16 protein-coding genes are annotated in these 15,798 nt (G+C 63.4%); 5 read left to right on the forward strand and 11 right to left on the reverse strand.

The window, feature by feature from the left end:
- Nucleotides 1–120: 120 nt before the first annotated feature.
- Nucleotides 121–1,425, reverse strand: coding sequence for a sorbosone dehydrogenase family protein (locus JQ567_RS12660; protein WP_212439116.1), 1,305 nt, complete (start codon nucleotides 1,423–1,425; stop codon nucleotides 121–123).
- Nucleotides 1,426–1,629: 204 nt separating this feature from the next.
- Between JQ567_RS12660 and JQ567_RS12665 the strand changes: the two genes are divergently transcribed.
- Nucleotides 1,630–2,616, forward strand: a complete 987-nt coding sequence (locus tag JQ567_RS12665; protein ID WP_212439117.1) for a DUF808 domain-containing protein — start codon at nucleotides 1,630–1,632, stop codon at nucleotides 2,614–2,616.
- Between the two features lie 30 nt (nucleotides 2,617–2,646).
- On the opposite strand, the gene JQ567_RS12670 is transcribed toward JQ567_RS12665, so the two are convergent.
- Nucleotides 2,647–3,723: an HlyD family secretion protein gene (locus JQ567_RS12670; protein ID WP_212439118.1), complete on the reverse strand. Its 1,077-nt coding sequence runs from the start codon at nucleotides 3,721–3,723 to the stop codon at nucleotides 2,647–2,649.
- Nucleotides 3,720–4,241, reverse strand: coding sequence for a MarR family winged helix-turn-helix transcriptional regulator (locus JQ567_RS12675; RefSeq protein ID WP_212439119.1), 522 nt, complete (start codon nucleotides 4,239–4,241; stop codon nucleotides 3,720–3,722). Before JQ567_RS12675 ends, JQ567_RS12670 begins: the two co-directional genes overlap by 4 nt.
- Before the next feature lie 116 nt (nucleotides 4,242–4,357).
- Between JQ567_RS12675 and JQ567_RS12680 the strand changes: the two genes are divergently transcribed.
- Nucleotides 4,358–5,845, forward strand: a complete 1,488-nt coding sequence (locus JQ567_RS12680; protein ID WP_212439120.1) for a DHA2 family efflux MFS transporter permease subunit — start codon at nucleotides 4,358–4,360, stop codon at nucleotides 5,843–5,845.
- A 221-nt stretch (nucleotides 5,846–6,066) separates the two neighbouring features.
- Complete coding sequence (locus JQ567_RS12685; protein WP_212439121.1) at nucleotides 6,067–6,210, forward strand: hypothetical protein; 144 nt, start codon at nucleotides 6,067–6,069, stop codon at nucleotides 6,208–6,210.
- Nucleotides 6,211–6,308: 98 nt separating this feature from the next.
- On the opposite strand, the gene JQ567_RS12690 is transcribed toward JQ567_RS12685, so the two are convergent.
- Nucleotides 6,309–6,539 (reverse strand): hypothetical protein, encoded by a 231-nt coding sequence (locus tag JQ567_RS12690; RefSeq protein ID WP_212439122.1) that lies wholly within the window; start codon nucleotides 6,537–6,539, stop codon nucleotides 6,309–6,311.
- 288 nt (nucleotides 6,540–6,827) lie between these two features.
- On the reverse strand, nucleotides 6,828–8,390 hold the full coding sequence (locus JQ567_RS12695) for a 2-isopropylmalate synthase (RefSeq protein ID WP_212439123.1): 1,563 nt from the start codon (nucleotides 8,388–8,390) through the stop codon (nucleotides 6,828–6,830).
- Between the two features lie 786 nt (nucleotides 8,391–9,176).
- Between JQ567_RS12695 and JQ567_RS12700 the strand changes: the two genes are divergently transcribed.
- Nucleotides 9,177–9,626 carry an MgtC/SapB family protein gene (locus JQ567_RS12700; protein ID WP_212439124.1) on the forward strand — a complete coding sequence of 150 codons (450 nt, stop codon included), beginning with the start codon at nucleotides 9,177–9,179 and terminating at the stop codon, nucleotides 9,624–9,626.
- A gap of 113 nt (nucleotides 9,627–9,739) precedes the next feature.
- On the forward strand, nucleotides 9,740–9,997 hold the full coding sequence (locus JQ567_RS12705) for a hypothetical protein (protein ID WP_192737945.1): 258 nt from the start codon (nucleotides 9,740–9,742) through the stop codon (nucleotides 9,995–9,997).
- 129 nt (nucleotides 9,998–10,126) lie between these two features.
- Here the strand turns inward: JQ567_RS12705 and JQ567_RS12710 are convergent, their stop codons facing one another.
- The 6 genes from JQ567_RS12710 to JQ567_RS12735 are packed head-to-tail and all read right to left on the reverse strand — an operon-like array spanning nucleotide 10,127 to nucleotide 15,730.
- On the reverse strand, nucleotides 10,127–11,059 hold the full coding sequence (locus JQ567_RS12710) for a polyphosphate kinase 2 family protein (RefSeq protein ID WP_212439125.1): 933 nt from the start codon (nucleotides 11,057–11,059) through the stop codon (nucleotides 10,127–10,129).
- Complete coding sequence (locus JQ567_RS12715; protein WP_312017389.1) at nucleotides 11,056–12,036, reverse strand: branched-chain amino acid ABC transporter permease; 981 nt, start codon at nucleotides 12,034–12,036, stop codon at nucleotides 11,056–11,058. The genes JQ567_RS12710 and JQ567_RS12715 overlap by 4 nt, the downstream gene beginning before the upstream one ends.
- Nucleotides 12,033–12,914: a branched-chain amino acid ABC transporter permease gene (locus JQ567_RS12720; protein ID WP_212415532.1), complete on the reverse strand. Its 882-nt coding sequence runs from the start codon at nucleotides 12,912–12,914 to the stop codon at nucleotides 12,033–12,035. The genes JQ567_RS12715 and JQ567_RS12720 overlap by 4 nt, the downstream gene beginning before the upstream one ends.
- A gap of 12 nt (nucleotides 12,915–12,926) precedes the next feature.
- Complete coding sequence (locus tag JQ567_RS12725; protein WP_212439127.1) at nucleotides 12,927–13,631, reverse strand: ABC transporter ATP-binding protein; 705 nt, start codon at nucleotides 13,629–13,631, stop codon at nucleotides 12,927–12,929.
- Nucleotides 13,632–13,633: 2 nt separating this feature from the next.
- On the reverse strand, nucleotides 13,634–14,401 hold the full coding sequence (locus JQ567_RS12730) for an ABC transporter ATP-binding protein (RefSeq protein ID WP_212439128.1): 768 nt from the start codon (nucleotides 14,399–14,401) through the stop codon (nucleotides 13,634–13,636).
- Nucleotides 14,402–14,419: 18 nt separating this feature from the next.
- Complete coding sequence (locus tag JQ567_RS12735; RefSeq protein WP_212439129.1) at nucleotides 14,420–15,730, reverse strand: ABC transporter substrate-binding protein; 1,311 nt, start codon at nucleotides 15,728–15,730, stop codon at nucleotides 14,420–14,422.
- Nucleotides 15,731–15,798: the final 68 nt, after the last annotated feature.

Genomic DNA, 15,798 nt, shown 5'->3' on the forward strand with positions numbered 1-15,798 from the left:
CATGAGCGCTAATTCTCAACGCTTCCGGCAAGCTGCGCAACAAAAGATTACCGCCACATCCCGTGACGGCCGGCCGGCGCTTTCTTCGCCGATCCAGCCGTCGCGAGCAGCTCAGTTCTGCTACGCGCCCGTGACGCGCCAGATCACATCGCCGACATCGTCCGCCATCAGGAGCGACCGGCCGTCGGGACCGACCACCACCCCGACCGGTCGTCCATAGGATTCCTTCTCGTCGGGTGCGAGGAAGCCGGAGAGAATATCCCGCGCCGGCCCTGACGGACGCCCGTTCTCGAACGGCACAAAAACGAGCTTGTAACCGCTCAGCGTGCTGCGGTTCCAGGAGCCGTGCTGGCCGATCGCCATGCCATCGGGAAAACCCGGCAGCGTGCCAGCGGGCACCCAGCAAAGACCGAGCGAGGCGGTGTGACCGCCGAGCGCATAGTCCGGCGTGATCGCCTTGGCCACCGCGGCCGGATCCTGCGGCACCCGATCGTCCACCGTCTGGCCCCAGTAGCAATAGGGCCAGCCGTAGAAGCCGCCATCGCGCACCGAGGTCAGATAGTCCGGAGGCGTCTCGTCGCCGAGGCCGTCGCGCTCGTTGACCACAGTCCAGAGCACGCCGGTCTGTGGCTCCCAAGCCATGCCGACCGCATTGCGCAGGCCGCCGGCAAAGATGCGGCTGGAGCCGCCGGCGAGATCGAGCTCATGGATCGCGGCACGGCCTTCTTCCACTTCCATGCCGTTGTCGGCAATGTTGGTGAGCGAGCCGACACCTGCGTAGAGCTTCCTGCCATCCGGGCTCGGCAGCAGGCTCCGCGTCCAATGCCCGCCCGGCTTGAAGGTGACGAGTTTGCGCCCTGTCGCCGTGATGCGATCGGCGTTCGCCACATAGGGGAATGCCACCACGCCGTCAGTGTTGCCGACATAAAAGGTGTCGCCGAGCAGCGCCATGCCGAACGGCTGGTTCAGCCCCTCCATGAAAACCCCGCGCGTTTCGGCGACGCCGTCGCCATCCGCATCGCGGAGCAGCGTGATGCGGTTCGCGCTTTCGCCAAGCGCCGCGGCCCGCCGCATCGTCGCCTGCATCGCATAGCCGAACACGTTTCTGACCGGACCTGCGACCTGGTTCGACTCCGCAATCAGGACGTCGCCATTGGGCAGCACGTTGATCCAGCGCGGATGTTTCAGGCCGGTCGCAAATGCATTGACCTTGAGCCCCGGTGCTGCCGTCGGCTTCTGCCCGTCGTCCCAGCCCCTCGCCGACGGCATCTTGAGCGTCGGAATGGCGCCCTGCGGCTTCGCTTCCGGCACCACAGGCGTGCTGCCCCAGGCAGGCGCGGGTGCGGCGCCCTGCAAATTGCGCCAAAACAGCGCCCCAGCACCGATTAGCGCGACGATGCGCGCAAAAATTGCAGAAAAGTTCATGTCATTCCCCATTGGATCGCGCGCACACTATCTGACGTCTCTGTGCGTTGAAACCTCGCGCGCTGAACTGCAAGTCTGGATTGCGTCGAAAAAGCAGATCGTGAAACACCGCTTGATGCTGTAAAAGCCGATCCGCTGTCAAAGCTCAATCTGCGGAGGGTCACGCTCGGCGAGGAACCCGCGAATCATGAACGGGATTTATCGATGAGCGTCGGACTGATCGCCCTTCTCGACGATATCGCGGCGATCGCAAAGGTGGCAGCGGCTTCCCTTGACGATGTGGTCAGCCAGGCCGCCAAGGCGGGGGTAAAGGCCGCCGGCGTCGTCATCGACGATACCGCGGTGACGCCAGGTTACGTGATCGGATTCGCGGCCAAGCGCGAACTGCCGATCGTGGGCAAGATCGCGGCGGGATCGCTTCGCAACAAGCTCCTGATCCTGCTTCCCGTTGCGCTGGCGCTCAGCTACTTCCTGCCCTCGGCGATCACGCCGCTTCTGATGTTCGGCGGGGCCTATCTCTGCTACGAAGGCGTTGAAAAACTGTACGAAGCCGTCATGCCGCATCATGCGCACCAGCATGAGGCCGAGCTCGGCACGGTGGCGTTGCAGGCGCAGACGCTCGAGGACCAGAAGGTCGCGAGCGCGATCAAGACCGACTTCATCCTGTCGGCGGAGATCATGGCGATCACACTGGCGGCCCTCCCCGCCGGGAGCATCCTGAAGCAGGCCATCGTGCTGGCGGTTGTCGCAATCGGAATCACCGTCGCGGTGTATGGCCTGGTGGCCCTGATCGTGAAGGCGGACGACGCCGGCGTGGCGCTGGCGCGAAACGACAATGTCTCGGTCATCGCCAGTATCGGCCGCGGATTGGGACACGCCCTCGTCCGGGGCATGCCCGTCTTCCTGATATTTCTCAGTGCCGTCGGCACCGCCGCCATGATCTGGGTCGGTGGCGGCATCATCTTGCATGGCATCGAGGCGTACGGCCCGCCTTCGATCGGTCACGCCGTCCACACCGCGACCGACGCTGCGGCTCACGCCCTGCCGGCGGTCGCCGGTTTGCTCAAATGGATCGTCGAGGCGGCCATCTCAGGCGTGATCGGACTGGTGGTCGGCGCGGCGTCAATCCCGGTCATCGGATATGCCGTGGCGCCCGCCTGGAAACGAGTGAAGAGGCTTCTGCCGGGCTGACGGCAAGCGCTTCGGATCTGGGGCCGAAAACTAATCGGGCTTGCTGGTCTCTTGCACCGGGTTCGCCGCAACCGCAGGTCCGCCGCCGAGCAGCCTTGCGAGGCTGCGGGCGCGCCGCGTGTCGATGCTGACATAGGCGGTCATGCCGGCGCGCAGCGGCGGTTCGCCGGGCCGCGCAACCAGCTGCAGCCGCACCGGCAGGCGCTGCACGACCTTGACCCAATTGCCCGAGGCGTTTTGCGCCGGCAGGATCGCAAACTCCGCGCCTGTCGCCGGGCTGATGCTTTCCACCACGGCGTCCCAGGTGACGTCGGGATGCATGTCGAGCACAACCTTGGCCTTCTGCCCCACCGTCACATAGGTCAGGTCGGTCTCCTTGAAGTTCGCCTCCAGCCAGGGCCTGCGGTCGGTGACCAGCGCGAACAGCGGTGTCTGCGCCTTGACCTGCTCGCCGAGCTGCAGCTTGAAATTGACCACCACGCCCGCCTTGGGCGCCTTGATCTCGGTATAGGCAAGGTCGAGCGCGGCGCGATCGCGTACCGCCAGTTTTTCGCGCACCGCCGCGAACTGATCCGTGGGCCGGTCAGGCTTGCCGCCCAGGGCTGCCTCGACGCGCGCGATGCGCTGGTGCAGAACGGCGACACGATCTTCGCCTTCCTGCTCCTCGCTGTTGGTCTGCTCGACCTTCGCGGTCGAGGCGACGCCGCGTCCGGACAATTCACGCTGCCGCCTCGCCAGGGACTGGAGATACGACAGCTTGTTCTCCGCCTCCTTTGTCTCGGCCCGGATCTCGCGCAGGCTGGCCTTGAGCTGCTCGACGGCGGCGCGCGCGGAATCAATTTCCGCTTCGGCCTTGGCGAGCGCCAATTGGTAGGGCGTCGGATCGAGGCGAAGCAGCACGTCGCCGGCGGCGACGGCCGAATGATCGTGGATCCGCAACTCGGTGATGCGCCCCTGAACCTCGCTGGCGATCTGGGCGATGTCAGCCTTGACGAACGCGTTCTCGGTCGCGATGTGGCGGCCGCCCTGCAGCCAGAACGCCAGCGCGCCAACCAGGACCAACAGGGGCACGCCGACCAGCGCCAATCGCTTCATCCGCTTGGTCATGGCGCGGCCCTGCCGTTAAGCCGGCTTGTCGCCAATGAAACTCGCTTTCGCGGGGCCGTCGCCAACTCGCCCCGCGCGGCCTCGCCGTCATCCGCCGACACCAGGGTTTTCTTGATGCGCTGCAACAAAGCCATCAGCTGTTTGCGTTCGGGCCCGGCGAGATCGGCGAGCCCGGCATCGACCGTATCCTCGGCGATACGCCAGATCCGCTTGTGGACCCGCTCGGCCTCCTTGGTCAGATACACGCGCTTGACGCGGCGGTCGTCCGCTTGCGTGCGGCGCTCGACCCAGCCATTGGCCACCAGCCGGTCGATCATGCGACCGGCGGTGGCCTTCTCGACCTCCATCATCTCGGCCAGTTCGGAATGCGAGGCGCCGGGGCGGCGGTGCAGGCGGGTCAACACCAGCCATTGCGCCCGCGTGATGCCGAGGCGGCGCACGCGGCGATCGAACTCGGTCCGCAACAGGCGGGCAACGTCCGAAATCACAACCCCAATATATTCGTCGGTATTCGGCATGGCGCTGTTGTAGCCGCCCTGAAATTAGTAAGCTAGGTTAGTATCTGACAACAGCTGCCGCAAGGGACATCACCCTGAGTTCCACCAGCATGGAGGCCGAGGACCCTGCCGGGACCATGTCCACGGCGCAGCGATATTTGACGCTGATGACGGTCGTGCTCGGCTCTTCGCTGTACGGCACGGCGCTGCTGACGACGTCGACCATCCTGCCGCAGATGCAGGGCGCGCTGTCGGCGACCCAGGACGAGGTCGCCTGGGTGATGACCTTCAACATCCTGGCGACCGCGGTCGTGACGCCGATGACGGGCTGGCTGGTGTCCCGCTTCGGCAGCAGGCGCGTGATGGTGTGGTCGGTCGGATGGTTCACCCTGGCGACGCTGCTCTGCGGAATGGCGCAATCGCTCGAGGTGCTGGTGCTGTGGCGCATCCTGCAGGGCGGCGCCGGGGCGCCGCTGGTACCGCTGTCGCAGTCGATCCTGTTCGCGACCTTCCCGCGCCGCCAGCACTCCATGGTGATGTCGATCTTCGGCATGGCGGTTGCGATCGCACCGGTGTTCGGCCCGGTGTATGGCGGCTATCTCGCCGAGGCGCATAGCTGGCGCTGGTCATTCTACATGCTGGTGCCGATCGGGATTGCGGCCACGATCGGCATGGCCTGGACGCTGCCTTCCGACAACCAGTTGACCAAGGTCCGCTTCGACTGGACCGGCTTCATCGCGCTGGCAACCGCGCTGGCGGCCATTCAGCTGGTGCTCGCGCGCGGCGCACGGCTGGACTGGTTCGACTCGACCGAGATCGTGGTCGAATGCCTGATTGCGGGCATCGCGTTCTATGTTTTTCTCATCCACAGTCTCGGCGCCCGCAATCCGTTCGTGAACCTGAAACTCCTGACCGACCGCAATTATGCGATCGGGCTGGCGCTGGTGACGATCTACGGCATGCTGAACTTCACGCCGATGGTGTTGCTGCCGCCGCTGCTGCAGCAGCAGGCCGGTTATCCTGACGCACTGGTCGGACAGGTGATCGGATCGCGCGGCCTCGGAATGCTGGTCGGCTTCATGATCGCCGGCTTGATGAACCGGCTCGATCCGCGCCTCACCATGGCCTTCGGCTTTGGCCTGCAGACCGTGGCGGGGCTGTGGATGCTGACCTTCGACCTCAACGTCACGATGGAGATCCTGGTCTTCAACAGCATGATCCAGGGATTTGCCGTCGGCGTCGTCTGGGTGCCGATCACGGCGGTGGCGTTCGGCACGCTGGACGCCAAGCATTATGCGGAAGCGTCCGCGATCTTCCATTTGCTGCGCAATATCGGATCGAGCTTCTTCATCTCGCTGTCGATCGCCGAAATCGTGCGTACCTCGGGCGCCAATTACAGCCGGATGACCGAGATGATCAGTCCCTATAACCGCGCGCTGACGACGCCGGGCCTGACCGGCGGGTGGAATTTCGACACCGTGCCGGGCCTTGCCAAGGTAGCCAAGGAGATCGCCCGCCAGTCGATGATGATCGGCTATCTGAACGCGTTCACGATGTACACGGTGACGTCGGGCCTTGCCGTCCTGTTCGTCCTGATGGTCCGGGGCCGCAAGACGGCGGCTTGATGCGAGGCAAGATCACCGGGTTCTTACGGGCGCCGGCTGTCGCGTTTCCGTGATAAGTGTTTCGCAAACAGGCTTTGATGAAACAATTCTGTCCACCGACGAAGCCATTTTAGTGATCTGGCGAACACTTCCTGAAACCATTGTCAGGCATACTGACGCGTTACTGAAGACGTTAATTTCACCAGACTAGCGGTGGCATCCTCAATGAAGTGGAACAGGCCATGCTTTCAGAAAAATTCTTTCTGCTGTTGGAAACCCTCCGGAGCGAGGCCGAGCGAAGCCCGACCTATTCGGACGGCAGCACCCGGGTGATCAGCACCTCGCCGCACGTCCCGGTCCAACTGCCTGCCGCCGACCGGAAGTAGAGCGCGCTTGCGCCAGTCGCGACGTCTCGCGACGTTCAAACGCACGACGCCGCACCTGTCCGGCGCGGCGTCGCTTCGCGGCAACCTTGGCTGACCGATCAACCGACGTTCTTGGGGCCGATCGGGAAATCACCCTTCGGGCCCGGCTTCGGGTCGAGCGTCCCGTCCACGATGCAGTAGCCGATTCCCAATGCAACGCCCAAGGCGATGAAGGGAAACCAGCCGCCGCTGACCTGGTCCAGCTTGGCATCCGGCAACGGCGCAAGGCCGTCGGCATTCAGAGTTGCTTGCGTGTTGGCCATCATTGTCTCCTTCAACAGGCCGTCCATCCCTCAACGCCCATCCAAGGGACCGAGATCGTCGAGGGTCGGCATCGAGGCTGACCAAAACCGGATGTTTGTGCTGTGACCGGAATCACGGTGTCATGGAGCGAGTGCACTCGACCCGAGGGCAAAGCAAAAACGCGGCGCCGAGGGCACCGCGTTTTGATTCTTTCATTTCACTTGTCGTCATTCCGGGGCGATGCGAAGCATCGAACCTCAGGTGCGCAATTGCGCACCGGGGAATCTCGAGATTCCGGGTCTGGTCCTTCGGACCATCCCGGAATGACGGGATAATCAGCTCGCCACGGCCGACGACGGCATGTCGCGCTCGCGCTTCATGACGATCTTGTTGAGCGCGCCGAGATAGGCTTTTGCCGAAGCCACCAGCGTATCCGGATCTGACGCCTTGGAGGTCATCGAGCGGCCTTCATGGGCGAGCCGCACCGAGACTTCGGCTTGCGCGTCGGTGCCTTCCGTGACCGCGTGGACCTGGTACAGCTCGAGCTTGGCCTCGTGCGGCACCAGCGCCTTGATGCAGTTAAACACCGCATCGACCGGGCCGTTGCCTTCGGCCTCCTCGATCTTGGTCTGGCCGCCAACGTCGAGCTTCATGGTGGCGCGCTGCGGCCCATGGGTGCCCGCGATCACCGTCAGCGACGTCAGCTTGATGCGGTCATGCGAGTTGGCGATTTCCTGGTCGACCAGCGCCTCGATGTCCTCGTCGTAGATGTCCTTCTTGCGGTCGGCCAGCGCCTTCATCCGCACGAACGCGTCTTCCAGCTGGTTGGCGCCGAGCTTGTAGCCCATCTCCTCCAGCTTGTGCACGAAGGCATGACGTCCGGAATGCTTGCCGAGCACCAGCGACGACTTCTTCAGGCCGATCATCTCGGGGCGCATGATCTCGTAGGTCGAGGCGTCCTTCAGCACGCCGTCCTGATGGATGCCGCTTTCATGGGCAAACGCGTTACGGCCGACGATCGCCTTGTTGTACTGCACCGGGAACGAGGTTGCCGCCGACACCAGTTTCGAGGCCCGCGTCAGCATTGTGGTGTCGATCTTGTTCCACCACGGAAACACGTCGTTGCGGACGTTCATCGCCATCACGACTTCTTCCAGCGCGGCGTTGCCGGCCCGCTCGCCGATGCCGTTGACGGTGCATTCGATCTGGCGCGCGCCGCCGGCGATACCGGCCAGCGAATTCGCCACGGCCATGCCGAGGTCGTTGTGGCAGTGCACGGAGAAGACCGCCTTGTCGGAATTCGGCACCCGCTCGATCAGCGTGCGCATGAAGCGGGTGTATTCCTCGGGCGTGGTGTAGCCGACGGTGTCCGGAATGTTGACCGTGGTGGCGCCGGCCTTGATCACGGCCTCGACGATGCGGCAGAGATAATCCATCTCGCTGCGGGTGGCATCCTCGGCCGACCATTCGACGTCGTCGATCTGGTTGCGGGCGCGGGTGACGTTGGCGATCGAGAGCTCCATCACCTGCTCGGGCGTCATGTTCAGCTTGACGCGCATGTGCAGCGGCGAGGTCGCGATCACGGTGTGGACGCGGCCGCGCCTCGCGAATTTCACCGCTTCGGCGCAGCGGTCGATGTCCTTCGGATTGGCGCGCGACAGACCTGCGATGACAGAGTTCTTGGAGCGGCGGGCGATCTCGCTGACGGCCTGGAAGTCGCCTTCGGAGGTGATCGGAAAACCGGCCTCGATGACGTCGACGCCCATGTCGTCGAGCATCTCGGCGATCTCGATCTTTTCCTCGAACGTCATGGTGGCGCCGGGGCACTGCTCGCCGTCGCGCAAGGTGGTGTCGAATACGATTACGCGGTCCTTCTCGGACTTATTGGCTGTGGTCATCTGCAACTTCCTTTGGGTGGTGCGCCGTTTTTGGGCGCTGAAGGGTTCCTTGATCTCACGCAACCCCTGAGTGCCCAGGCGCAATCGCCCAGACGGCCCTCAGGGGCCGATAAGAAGCAGAAGCCCGCCAATAAGGAGGGTGGGCAAGGACGCAGCCGGAATCGCGGGAGCACGAACGGCCGAGGCCGATCCACCCTGAACTCCAACATTTTCGCTGCGAATCAGCATTGCCAGACCCTTGAGGAGACGAAATCCTTAGCCAAAACCATTGACAGTTCGTTGCCGGGACCACGTTCCATGGCCGTTCTAGACGAGAAATATGGCCGGCCGCAATGCCAAAAGATGGTCAGGATGGATGACCTAACGGGGCAAAAGCGCCGCAGGGTAAACGGCGTCCTGCCCTCAGCATCCCCCCCGGACACGCAGCCGTGAGGGGTCGGCCTCCCCTTCCCCGTCGTCGCGCCGGGTTGAAAGCCAGGCCCCGCGAACCATCTCTAGCCAGGGGGAGATTTGTAAAATGGAGCGGCGCATGGGCCCTCGGTTTCTCCTGCTGACCTTGCTGGCGGCCTTTGGCCTTGCGGTTCTGTTTGCAACGCTCACAACGGTCCGGCAGCTGCACATCCAAACGTCCGCGATCACGCAACCGCTGCACCGGGGTTGAGCGCGTCGGCTACGCGTTACGCGGATGCCACATTTGTTCCACCTTCCTGCAGCGCTTAAAGCCGCATGGCGATGCGCGAACGCCAATTGTATGAACGGTGATCGGTTCATGGACGGGGCGCGCGGTTGGACAGGTTTCAGATCGGTAGTCACTTCATTGCGCTGGCCGCCGCCTTCGCGCTCGCGGTGCCGATCGGCTGGGATCGCGAGAAGCGCGCACGAAGCGCCGGCTTAAGGACGTTTCCGCTCGTCGCCCTGGCCAGTTGCGGCTTCGTGCAAGCCAGCGAAAACCTGCTCGTGCACTCCCCCGACGGCATGGCGAAAGTCATCGAAGGGCTGATTACCGGCATCGGCTTCATCGGCGGCGGCGCCATTCTCAAACAGGGCACCTCCGTTCACGGCACCGCGACCGCGGCAAGCCTGTGGGCGACCGGCGCGATCGGCGTTTCCGTTGGCCTCGGCAGTTATGACGTCGCCATCACGGTCGCCGTGTTTACCTTCCTGACGTTGCGCCTTCTGACGCTCGTCAAGGACGAGAGCGATGAAGGCGAAGGCGGCAAGCCCGATCGGACCTGACGGGGCTGACCGCGCAAAGGTGCTTTGCTGCGCGAGGCCCCTGCCTCAACTTTTGCGTAAAGCCGGTTTATGGACGTAAGCTGCCGGGTACCGATCCGACAGGAGGCTGTCTCATGCCAAAGAAGGGGGTTACGGGCCATGACGAGTGGGTGGTGACCCAGGCACTCGCCACGGCTCTGGTCGCGCTCGAACAGCTTCCGGAGAAGATTCAGCCGCGACCCCATATGGAGGATCTTCGGAAACTCCTGATTGCCGGCTGCGCTCCGGGAAGCGAGGGTCTGCATCTGGCCCAGGCGAAGTGCCGGTTGTTTCCACAAACCGACCCGGAGACGATCTACCGGGAGTATGGCCTGGAGGGCGGTCGGGACTGAACGCCGGGCGGCGTATCAAGAATCGTAGGGTGGGTTAGCGTAGCGTAACCCACCATCTTTTTTCGCATCAGCGGTGGGTTACGGCTTCCGCCTTCGCTCTGCGAGCTTCGGCGGACAGGTCGCCTGCCCCTACCTCTTCGCAACCTTCCCCTCGCCCTTCTCTTCGGCCAGCAGCGCCTCGCGAACCTGCTTGAACTCGCTGCGGTCGGCCTTGTCGACCTCGGGGAAACGCAAATCCAGCCTGTCGAGCGCGCTGACGATGGTCGAGCCGATCACGACGCGGGCGAACCATTTGTGGTCGGCCGGCACCACATGCCATGGCGCGTGGCGCGCCGACGTGTGACGGATCATGTCCTGGTAGGCGGCCTGGTATTTTGCCCACAGCTTGCGCTCCGCAATATCGGCCAGCGAGAACTTCCAGTTCTTGGCGGGCTCGTCCAGCCGGGCGAGAAAGCGCTCGCGCTGCTCTTCCCTGGAGATGTTGAGGAAGAATTTCAGGATCACGGTGCCGTTGCGCGCGAGGTAACGCTCCATGCTGGAGATATCCTCGAACCGCTCGCGCCAGATGTTCCTGGTCACCAGCTTTTTCGGAATCTTCTGCTTGCCGAGAATCTCGGTGTGCACGCGCACCACCAGGCATTCCTCGTAATAGGAGCGGTTGAAGATGCCGATCCGGCCACGCTCGGGCAGCGCGATCATGCTGCGCCAGAGAAAATCGTGGTCGAGCTCCTTGGTCGACGGCTGCTTGAACGACGTGACTTCGCAGCCCTGCGGGTTGATGCCGTCGAACACGCTCTTGATGGCGGAATCCTTGCCGGCGGCGTCCATGCCCTGAAACACCAGAAGCATCGACCAATTGTCCTGCGCGTAAAGCTTTTCCTGACAATCGCTCAGTCGCTTGCGGTTGGCCTCGATGATCTTCTCGCCCTTGTCCTTGTCGAGACCGCCCTTCTCGCTGGTCTTGTGCGATTTCAGGTGAAATTCGCTTGTCCCGTCAACGCGAAACGGGGCGACAAAGGGCTTCAGGGTATCGCCAAGCGGTTGCTGTGATTTCTTGCTCATGAGGCTACGGGCTTCTTCTTGGGTTGCGTCTTGAACCGATCCATGACGCTACCAAGAATGCCCTTGGGAAGGAATATGATGAACAGCACCAGCAGCACGCCGTAGACCAGGTTGTCCCAGCCCACCGCCTTGGTCCCGAACCAGATGCGCAGAAATTCGGCAAGCAGGATCGTGATGATGGCGCCGACCGTCGGCCCGAACGACACGTAGACGCCGCCGACGATGACGGCAAACACCATCTGCAGCGACACCGCTATGCCGCTGACCGTGTCGGGCGAGATGAACATCTGGTACTGGCAGTACAGCGCGCCCGCCAGCGCCGTCATCAGCGCACTGATGATGGTGATCCTGAGCTTTTCGAAGGTCACGTTGACGCCGGCGGCGGCCGCCGCGTCCTCGTCGTCCGAGATCGCCTCCATGGCGTAGCGGCTCATGCTGCGGTCGACCCATTGCCAGATCAGAAGTCCGACCACCCAGACGAACAGCGCGATCAGATACCACGTCGTCTTGTCGTCGAACTGCAGCGCCAGCAACTGGCTGCCCTTGGTGCGGTTCGGCGTGTAGCCGAGCGAGCCGCCGGTGTAGTCGCGCGTCGCGGTGATGACCTGCAGCACGATGCCCGACAGCGCCAGCGTCACCAGCACGAAATAGTGCCCGGTGATGCGGTAGCGGAAGCAGGGATAGGCGACGATGACCGCGAGCAAACCCGCGCACACCATGCTGAGCGGAATGCCGATCCACGGCGAGATGCCGAGATGGTTCCACAACAGCGCCGTGACATAGGCACCGACGCCCATGAAGCCGCCATGGCCGAGCGACACCAGGCCGAAACGGCCCATGATCGACCACGACGTATAGGCGAACGACCAGATCAGGATCAGCACCAGGATGTGCAGATGATAGGGCTGGCGATAGACGAAGGGCAGCGCGATCAGCACCGCAAGCGCAATGGCCCAGGCAATGGTTCGCGCGTTCACGAGCGCCTCGCGAATAGGCCCGCGGGCCGGATGAACATCATGACGATGAAGAAGGCGAAGGCGAGCACGTAGCCCCATTCGAGGTCGGAGAACAGGCCGCCGAGTGAGATGATCTCGGCGAACACGAACGCCGCGATGAAGCCGCCGACGAAGTTGCCGAGCCCGCCGAGCACGCAGATCAGGAAGGTGATCGGCCCGAACGACAGGCCGACAAAGGGATGCACGTCGTATTGCAGCACGAGGAGACAGGCCGCCAGGCCGGCGAGCGCGCCGCCCAGCGCCGAGGTGACGAGGTAGATGCGCTTGGTGTCGACGCCCATCAGCGACATGATCTGGCGGTCCTGCGAGATGGCGCGGATCGCGGTGCCGGTATAGGTGCGGGTCATGAAGAAATAGACGCTGACCATGCCGATCAGCGCGGCGGCAAAGGACAACAGCCGCGAATAGCTGAAGTGCATCTCGCCGAGCGCCAGCACCGGCAGGCGGATGCCGAGATTGCGGAAGTCGATGCCGAAAGCGACGGTGGCAAAGCTCTGCAGGATGAACAGCACGCCGCCGGTGGCGAGCAGCTGGTTGATCGGTGGCGCGGTGAGCAGCGGCGCGATCACGATGTAATGCAATGCTGCTCCCAGCAGCGCCACCAGCAAAATGGTTAGCGGCGCCGCCGCCCAGTACGGCAGGCCGTAAAACTGGACCAGATAGTACATGCCGTACATGCCGATCATGACCAGCTCGGCATAGCAGATCCAGGTCACGTCGATGACGCCGAAGATCAAATTGAGCCCGAGCGCCAATAGCGCCAGCACCCCGCCGAGCAGGATGCCGTTGACCACGGCTTCCAGCAGATAGATGTCGAAGACGTCCAGAAATCCCTGCATCGCTTGCCTGTCCTAAACGCCGAGATATGCCTGCTTGATGGTGTCGTTGTTCATCATCTCCGCCGACGTGCCCGACGCGCGGATGCTGCCGGCCTCGAGCAGGTAGGCGCGGTCGACCACGCGCAGCACCTGCTGCACGTTCTGCTCGACGATCAGCACCGTCAGCCCGCTGGCGCGGATCCGCTTCACCAGCTCGAACACCTGTTGAACCACGACCGGCGCCAGTCCCGCCGATGGCTCGTCGAGCAGCAGCAATTTCGGGTTCGACATCAGCGCGCGGCCGATCGCGCACATCTGCTGTTCGCCGCCCGACATGGTGCCCGCCATCTGGCTGCGGCGCTCCTTCATCCGCGGAAACAGGTCGAACACGAATTCCAGCCGCTCGGCATATTTGGCGCGGGCGCCTTCCATGTAGGCACCCATCTTCAGATTGTCGTCGACCGTGAGCCGCGGAAACAGCCGGCGGTTTTCCGGCACATGGGCGATGCCGAGGCTGACGATGCGATGCGCCGGCGTGGCCAGCACGTCGGTACCCTCCATCGAGATCGAGCCTCTGGTGGGCCGGATCAGGCCGGAGATCACCCGCATCAGCGTGGTCTTGCCGGCGCCGTTGGGGCCGATCACGCCGACCGCCTCGCCCGCCCTGACGTCGAGGCTGACGCCGAACAACGCCTGGAAAGTGCCGTAACCAGCATCGACCGATTTCAATTCGAGCATGCCTAGTCCCCTGCCCGCCGGCGCGCTTCCCCGGCCGCGGCTAGAGTCGAATCCGCATCGGTGCCGAGATAGACCTCGATCACGCGGGGATCGCTCGACACCGCACTCGGCAAGCCTTCCGAAATCTTCTCGCCGTGATCGAGCACCATGACGCGATCGACCACGCGCATCAGCACGCCCATGATGTGCTCGACCCAGATGATGGTGATGCCGAGTTCGTCGCGGATCTTGCGCAGCATGTCCGCCGCAGCATCCATCTCTTTCTCGTCGAGGCCGCCGAGGCTTTCGTCGGCGAGCAGAAGTTTCGGCCCGGTCGCCAGCGCTTTCGCAAGTTCGAGCTTCTTCAGGCCGGCTGCCCCGAGGCCGTCGACGGTGGCATGGCGATCGGTGGTCAGGCCGACCATATGCAGCGCCTTTTCGGCGGCCTCGTTCGCCTTGGCGCGGCTGTGGCTGCCCTGGCCGTAGTAACCGGCCAGCGCCACGTTTTCGAAGATGCTGAGCCGGTGAAACGGCCGCGGGATCTGGAAGGTGCGGCCGATGCCGCGATTGATGATGCGATGAGGGGCGACGCCCGCGATCTCCGCGCCGTCGAACAGAATCGAACCGGCGCTCGGGACCAGCGTGCCCGACAGCATGTTGAAGATCGTGCTCTTGCCGGAGCCGTTCGGCCCGATCAGGCCGAGAATCTCGCCCTGTTCGACCCGGAACGATACGTTGTTGACCGCGGTGAAGCCGCCGAAGCGCTTCACCAACCCGTTCACCGTCAGCACCCCAGATACTCCGCTAACCTACTGGCTGCTGAAGGTGGTGCCCTTCGGCAAAGGCAGCACGGCCTCGCGCTGCATCTGGCTCTTCGGCCACACCACGTACGATTTGTCGTCGACATACTGGATCACCACCGGGAACGAACGCTCGTTCTGGCCGGCCATCTGCTGGCCTTCGCCGTAGAACTTGACGCCGAAGCCGAGCATGGTGCCGCCTTCCGGCAAATCGACTTCGAGCGAGGCCTTGCGCAACGCCTCGGGATCGACGCCGCCATATTTCTTGATCGCGCGCGGCAGCACCTCGGTCATGAAGACGTAGGTGTTGGACGCGGCCATGCCGACATGGGCGGAGCGGATGGCGACGCCGGGCTTGGCCTTGTCGAACTCCTCACCCACCATCTTGATCATCGGCGGCAGCTTCGGATCCATCGACTTCTGGTTGGCGAGCCAGATCGAGATCGGATCGGTGTTGAAGACGTAGTTGACGTCGCCGCCGAGGCCTTCCTTCAGCTTCTCGTAGACGCCATAGCCTGCGCCATGACCGACCAGCGCGCCGAACTTCAGGCCCTGCTCGCGCGCCTGGCGCAGCAGCAGCGTGATGTCGGGGTTGTAGCCGGTATGGAAGACCACGTCGGGCCGGCCGCGCTTCAGCTTGGTGACGAGCGCGGAAAGATCCGGCGCGGTGGCGGAATAGCCCTCCTTCAGGACGACGTTGAAGCCGGCCTTCTTGGCGCCCGCCTCGTTGCCCTTCGACACGTCGACGCCATAGGCGCCGTCTTCGTGGATGATCGCAACCCGCAGGTCCTTCGGCTCCTTGCCGAACTTTTCCTTGGAGTTCTGGGCGATGAAATCCATCGTCATCAGGCCGAACTGATCGCCACTGGCCTGCGGACGGAAGATATATTTGAAATTCTTGTCGGCGAGCACCGCCGAGGAAATGCAGGTGGTGATCCACATGAACTTCTTCAGCTGCTCGACGCGGGCCGCCACCGGCACGCACTGCGCCGACGAGAAGAAGCCGAGCAGCATGTCGACCTTTTCCTGCTCGACGAGGCGGATCGCCTCGTTGATGGCGACATCGGGCTTGCTCTGCGCGTCGGCGTAAACCGCCTCGATCTTGTAGCCTTCGACGCCGGTCTTGCTGAAATGGTCGAGCATGATCTTGGCGCCGGTGTATTGCAGCTCGGAACCGCCGCCGGCGAGCGGGCCGGTCAGGTCGTAGATCACGCCGATCTTGATTTTCTTTTCCTGAGCTTCGGCGGCAACCGCCATCCCCAGCACCGCCACCGCGGCGGACAGCCCGACAAACAGGCGCGCAACCTTGTGCCCCGGCATCAAATCCTCCCTGTATATGGTGCGATGCACCTTTTTGTTTTTGTCGTATCTTTTTTCGACATCACACG

It is taken from the genome of Bradyrhizobium sp. AUGA SZCCT0431 (assembly GCF_018131065.1).
Lineage (GTDB): Bacteria > Pseudomonadota > Alphaproteobacteria > Rhizobiales > Xanthobacteraceae > Bradyrhizobium.

Coding starts and splice junctions, on each gene's coding strand:
- JQ567_RS12660 (WP_212439116.1), bottom strand. CDS start 1,425: ATGAACTTTTCTGCAATTTTTGCGCGCATCGTCGCGCTAATCGGTGCT.
- JQ567_RS12665 (WP_212439117.1), top strand. CDS start 1,630: ATGAGCGTCGGACTGATCGCCCTTCTCGACGATATCGCGGCGATCGCA.
- JQ567_RS12670 (WP_212439118.1), bottom strand. CDS start 3,723: ATGACCAAGCGGATGAAGCGATTGGCGCTGGTCGGCGTGCCCCTGTTG.
- JQ567_RS12675 (WP_212439119.1), bottom strand. CDS start 4,241: ATGCCGAATACCGACGAATATATTGGGGTTGTGATTTCGGACGTTGCC.
- JQ567_RS12680 (WP_212439120.1), top strand. CDS start 4,358: ATGTCCACGGCGCAGCGATATTTGACGCTGATGACGGTCGTGCTCGGC.
- JQ567_RS12685 (WP_212439121.1), top strand. CDS start 6,067: ATGCTTTCAGAAAAATTCTTTCTGCTGTTGGAAACCCTCCGGAGCGAG.
- JQ567_RS12690 (WP_212439122.1), bottom strand. CDS start 6,539: ATGGACGGCCTGTTGAAGGAGACAATGATGGCCAACACGCAAGCAACT.
- JQ567_RS12695 (WP_212439123.1), bottom strand. CDS start 8,390: ATGACCACAGCCAATAAGTCCGAGAAGGACCGCGTAATCGTATTCGAC.
- JQ567_RS12705 (WP_192737945.1), top strand. CDS start 9,740: ATGCCAAAGAAGGGGGTTACGGGCCATGACGAGTGGGTGGTGACCCAG.
- JQ567_RS12710 (WP_212439125.1), bottom strand. CDS start 11,059: ATGAGCAAGAAATCACAGCAACCGCTTGGCGATACCCTGAAGCCCTTT.
- JQ567_RS12720 (WP_212415532.1), bottom strand. CDS start 12,914: ATGCAGGGATTTCTGGACGTCTTCGACATCTATCTGCTGGAAGCCGTG.
- JQ567_RS12725 (WP_212439127.1), bottom strand. CDS start 13,631: ATGCTCGAATTGAAATCGGTCGATGCTGGTTACGGCACTTTCCAGGCG.
- JQ567_RS12735 (WP_212439129.1), bottom strand. CDS start 15,730: ATGCCGGGGCACAAGGTTGCGCGCCTGTTTGTCGGGCTGTCCGCCGCG.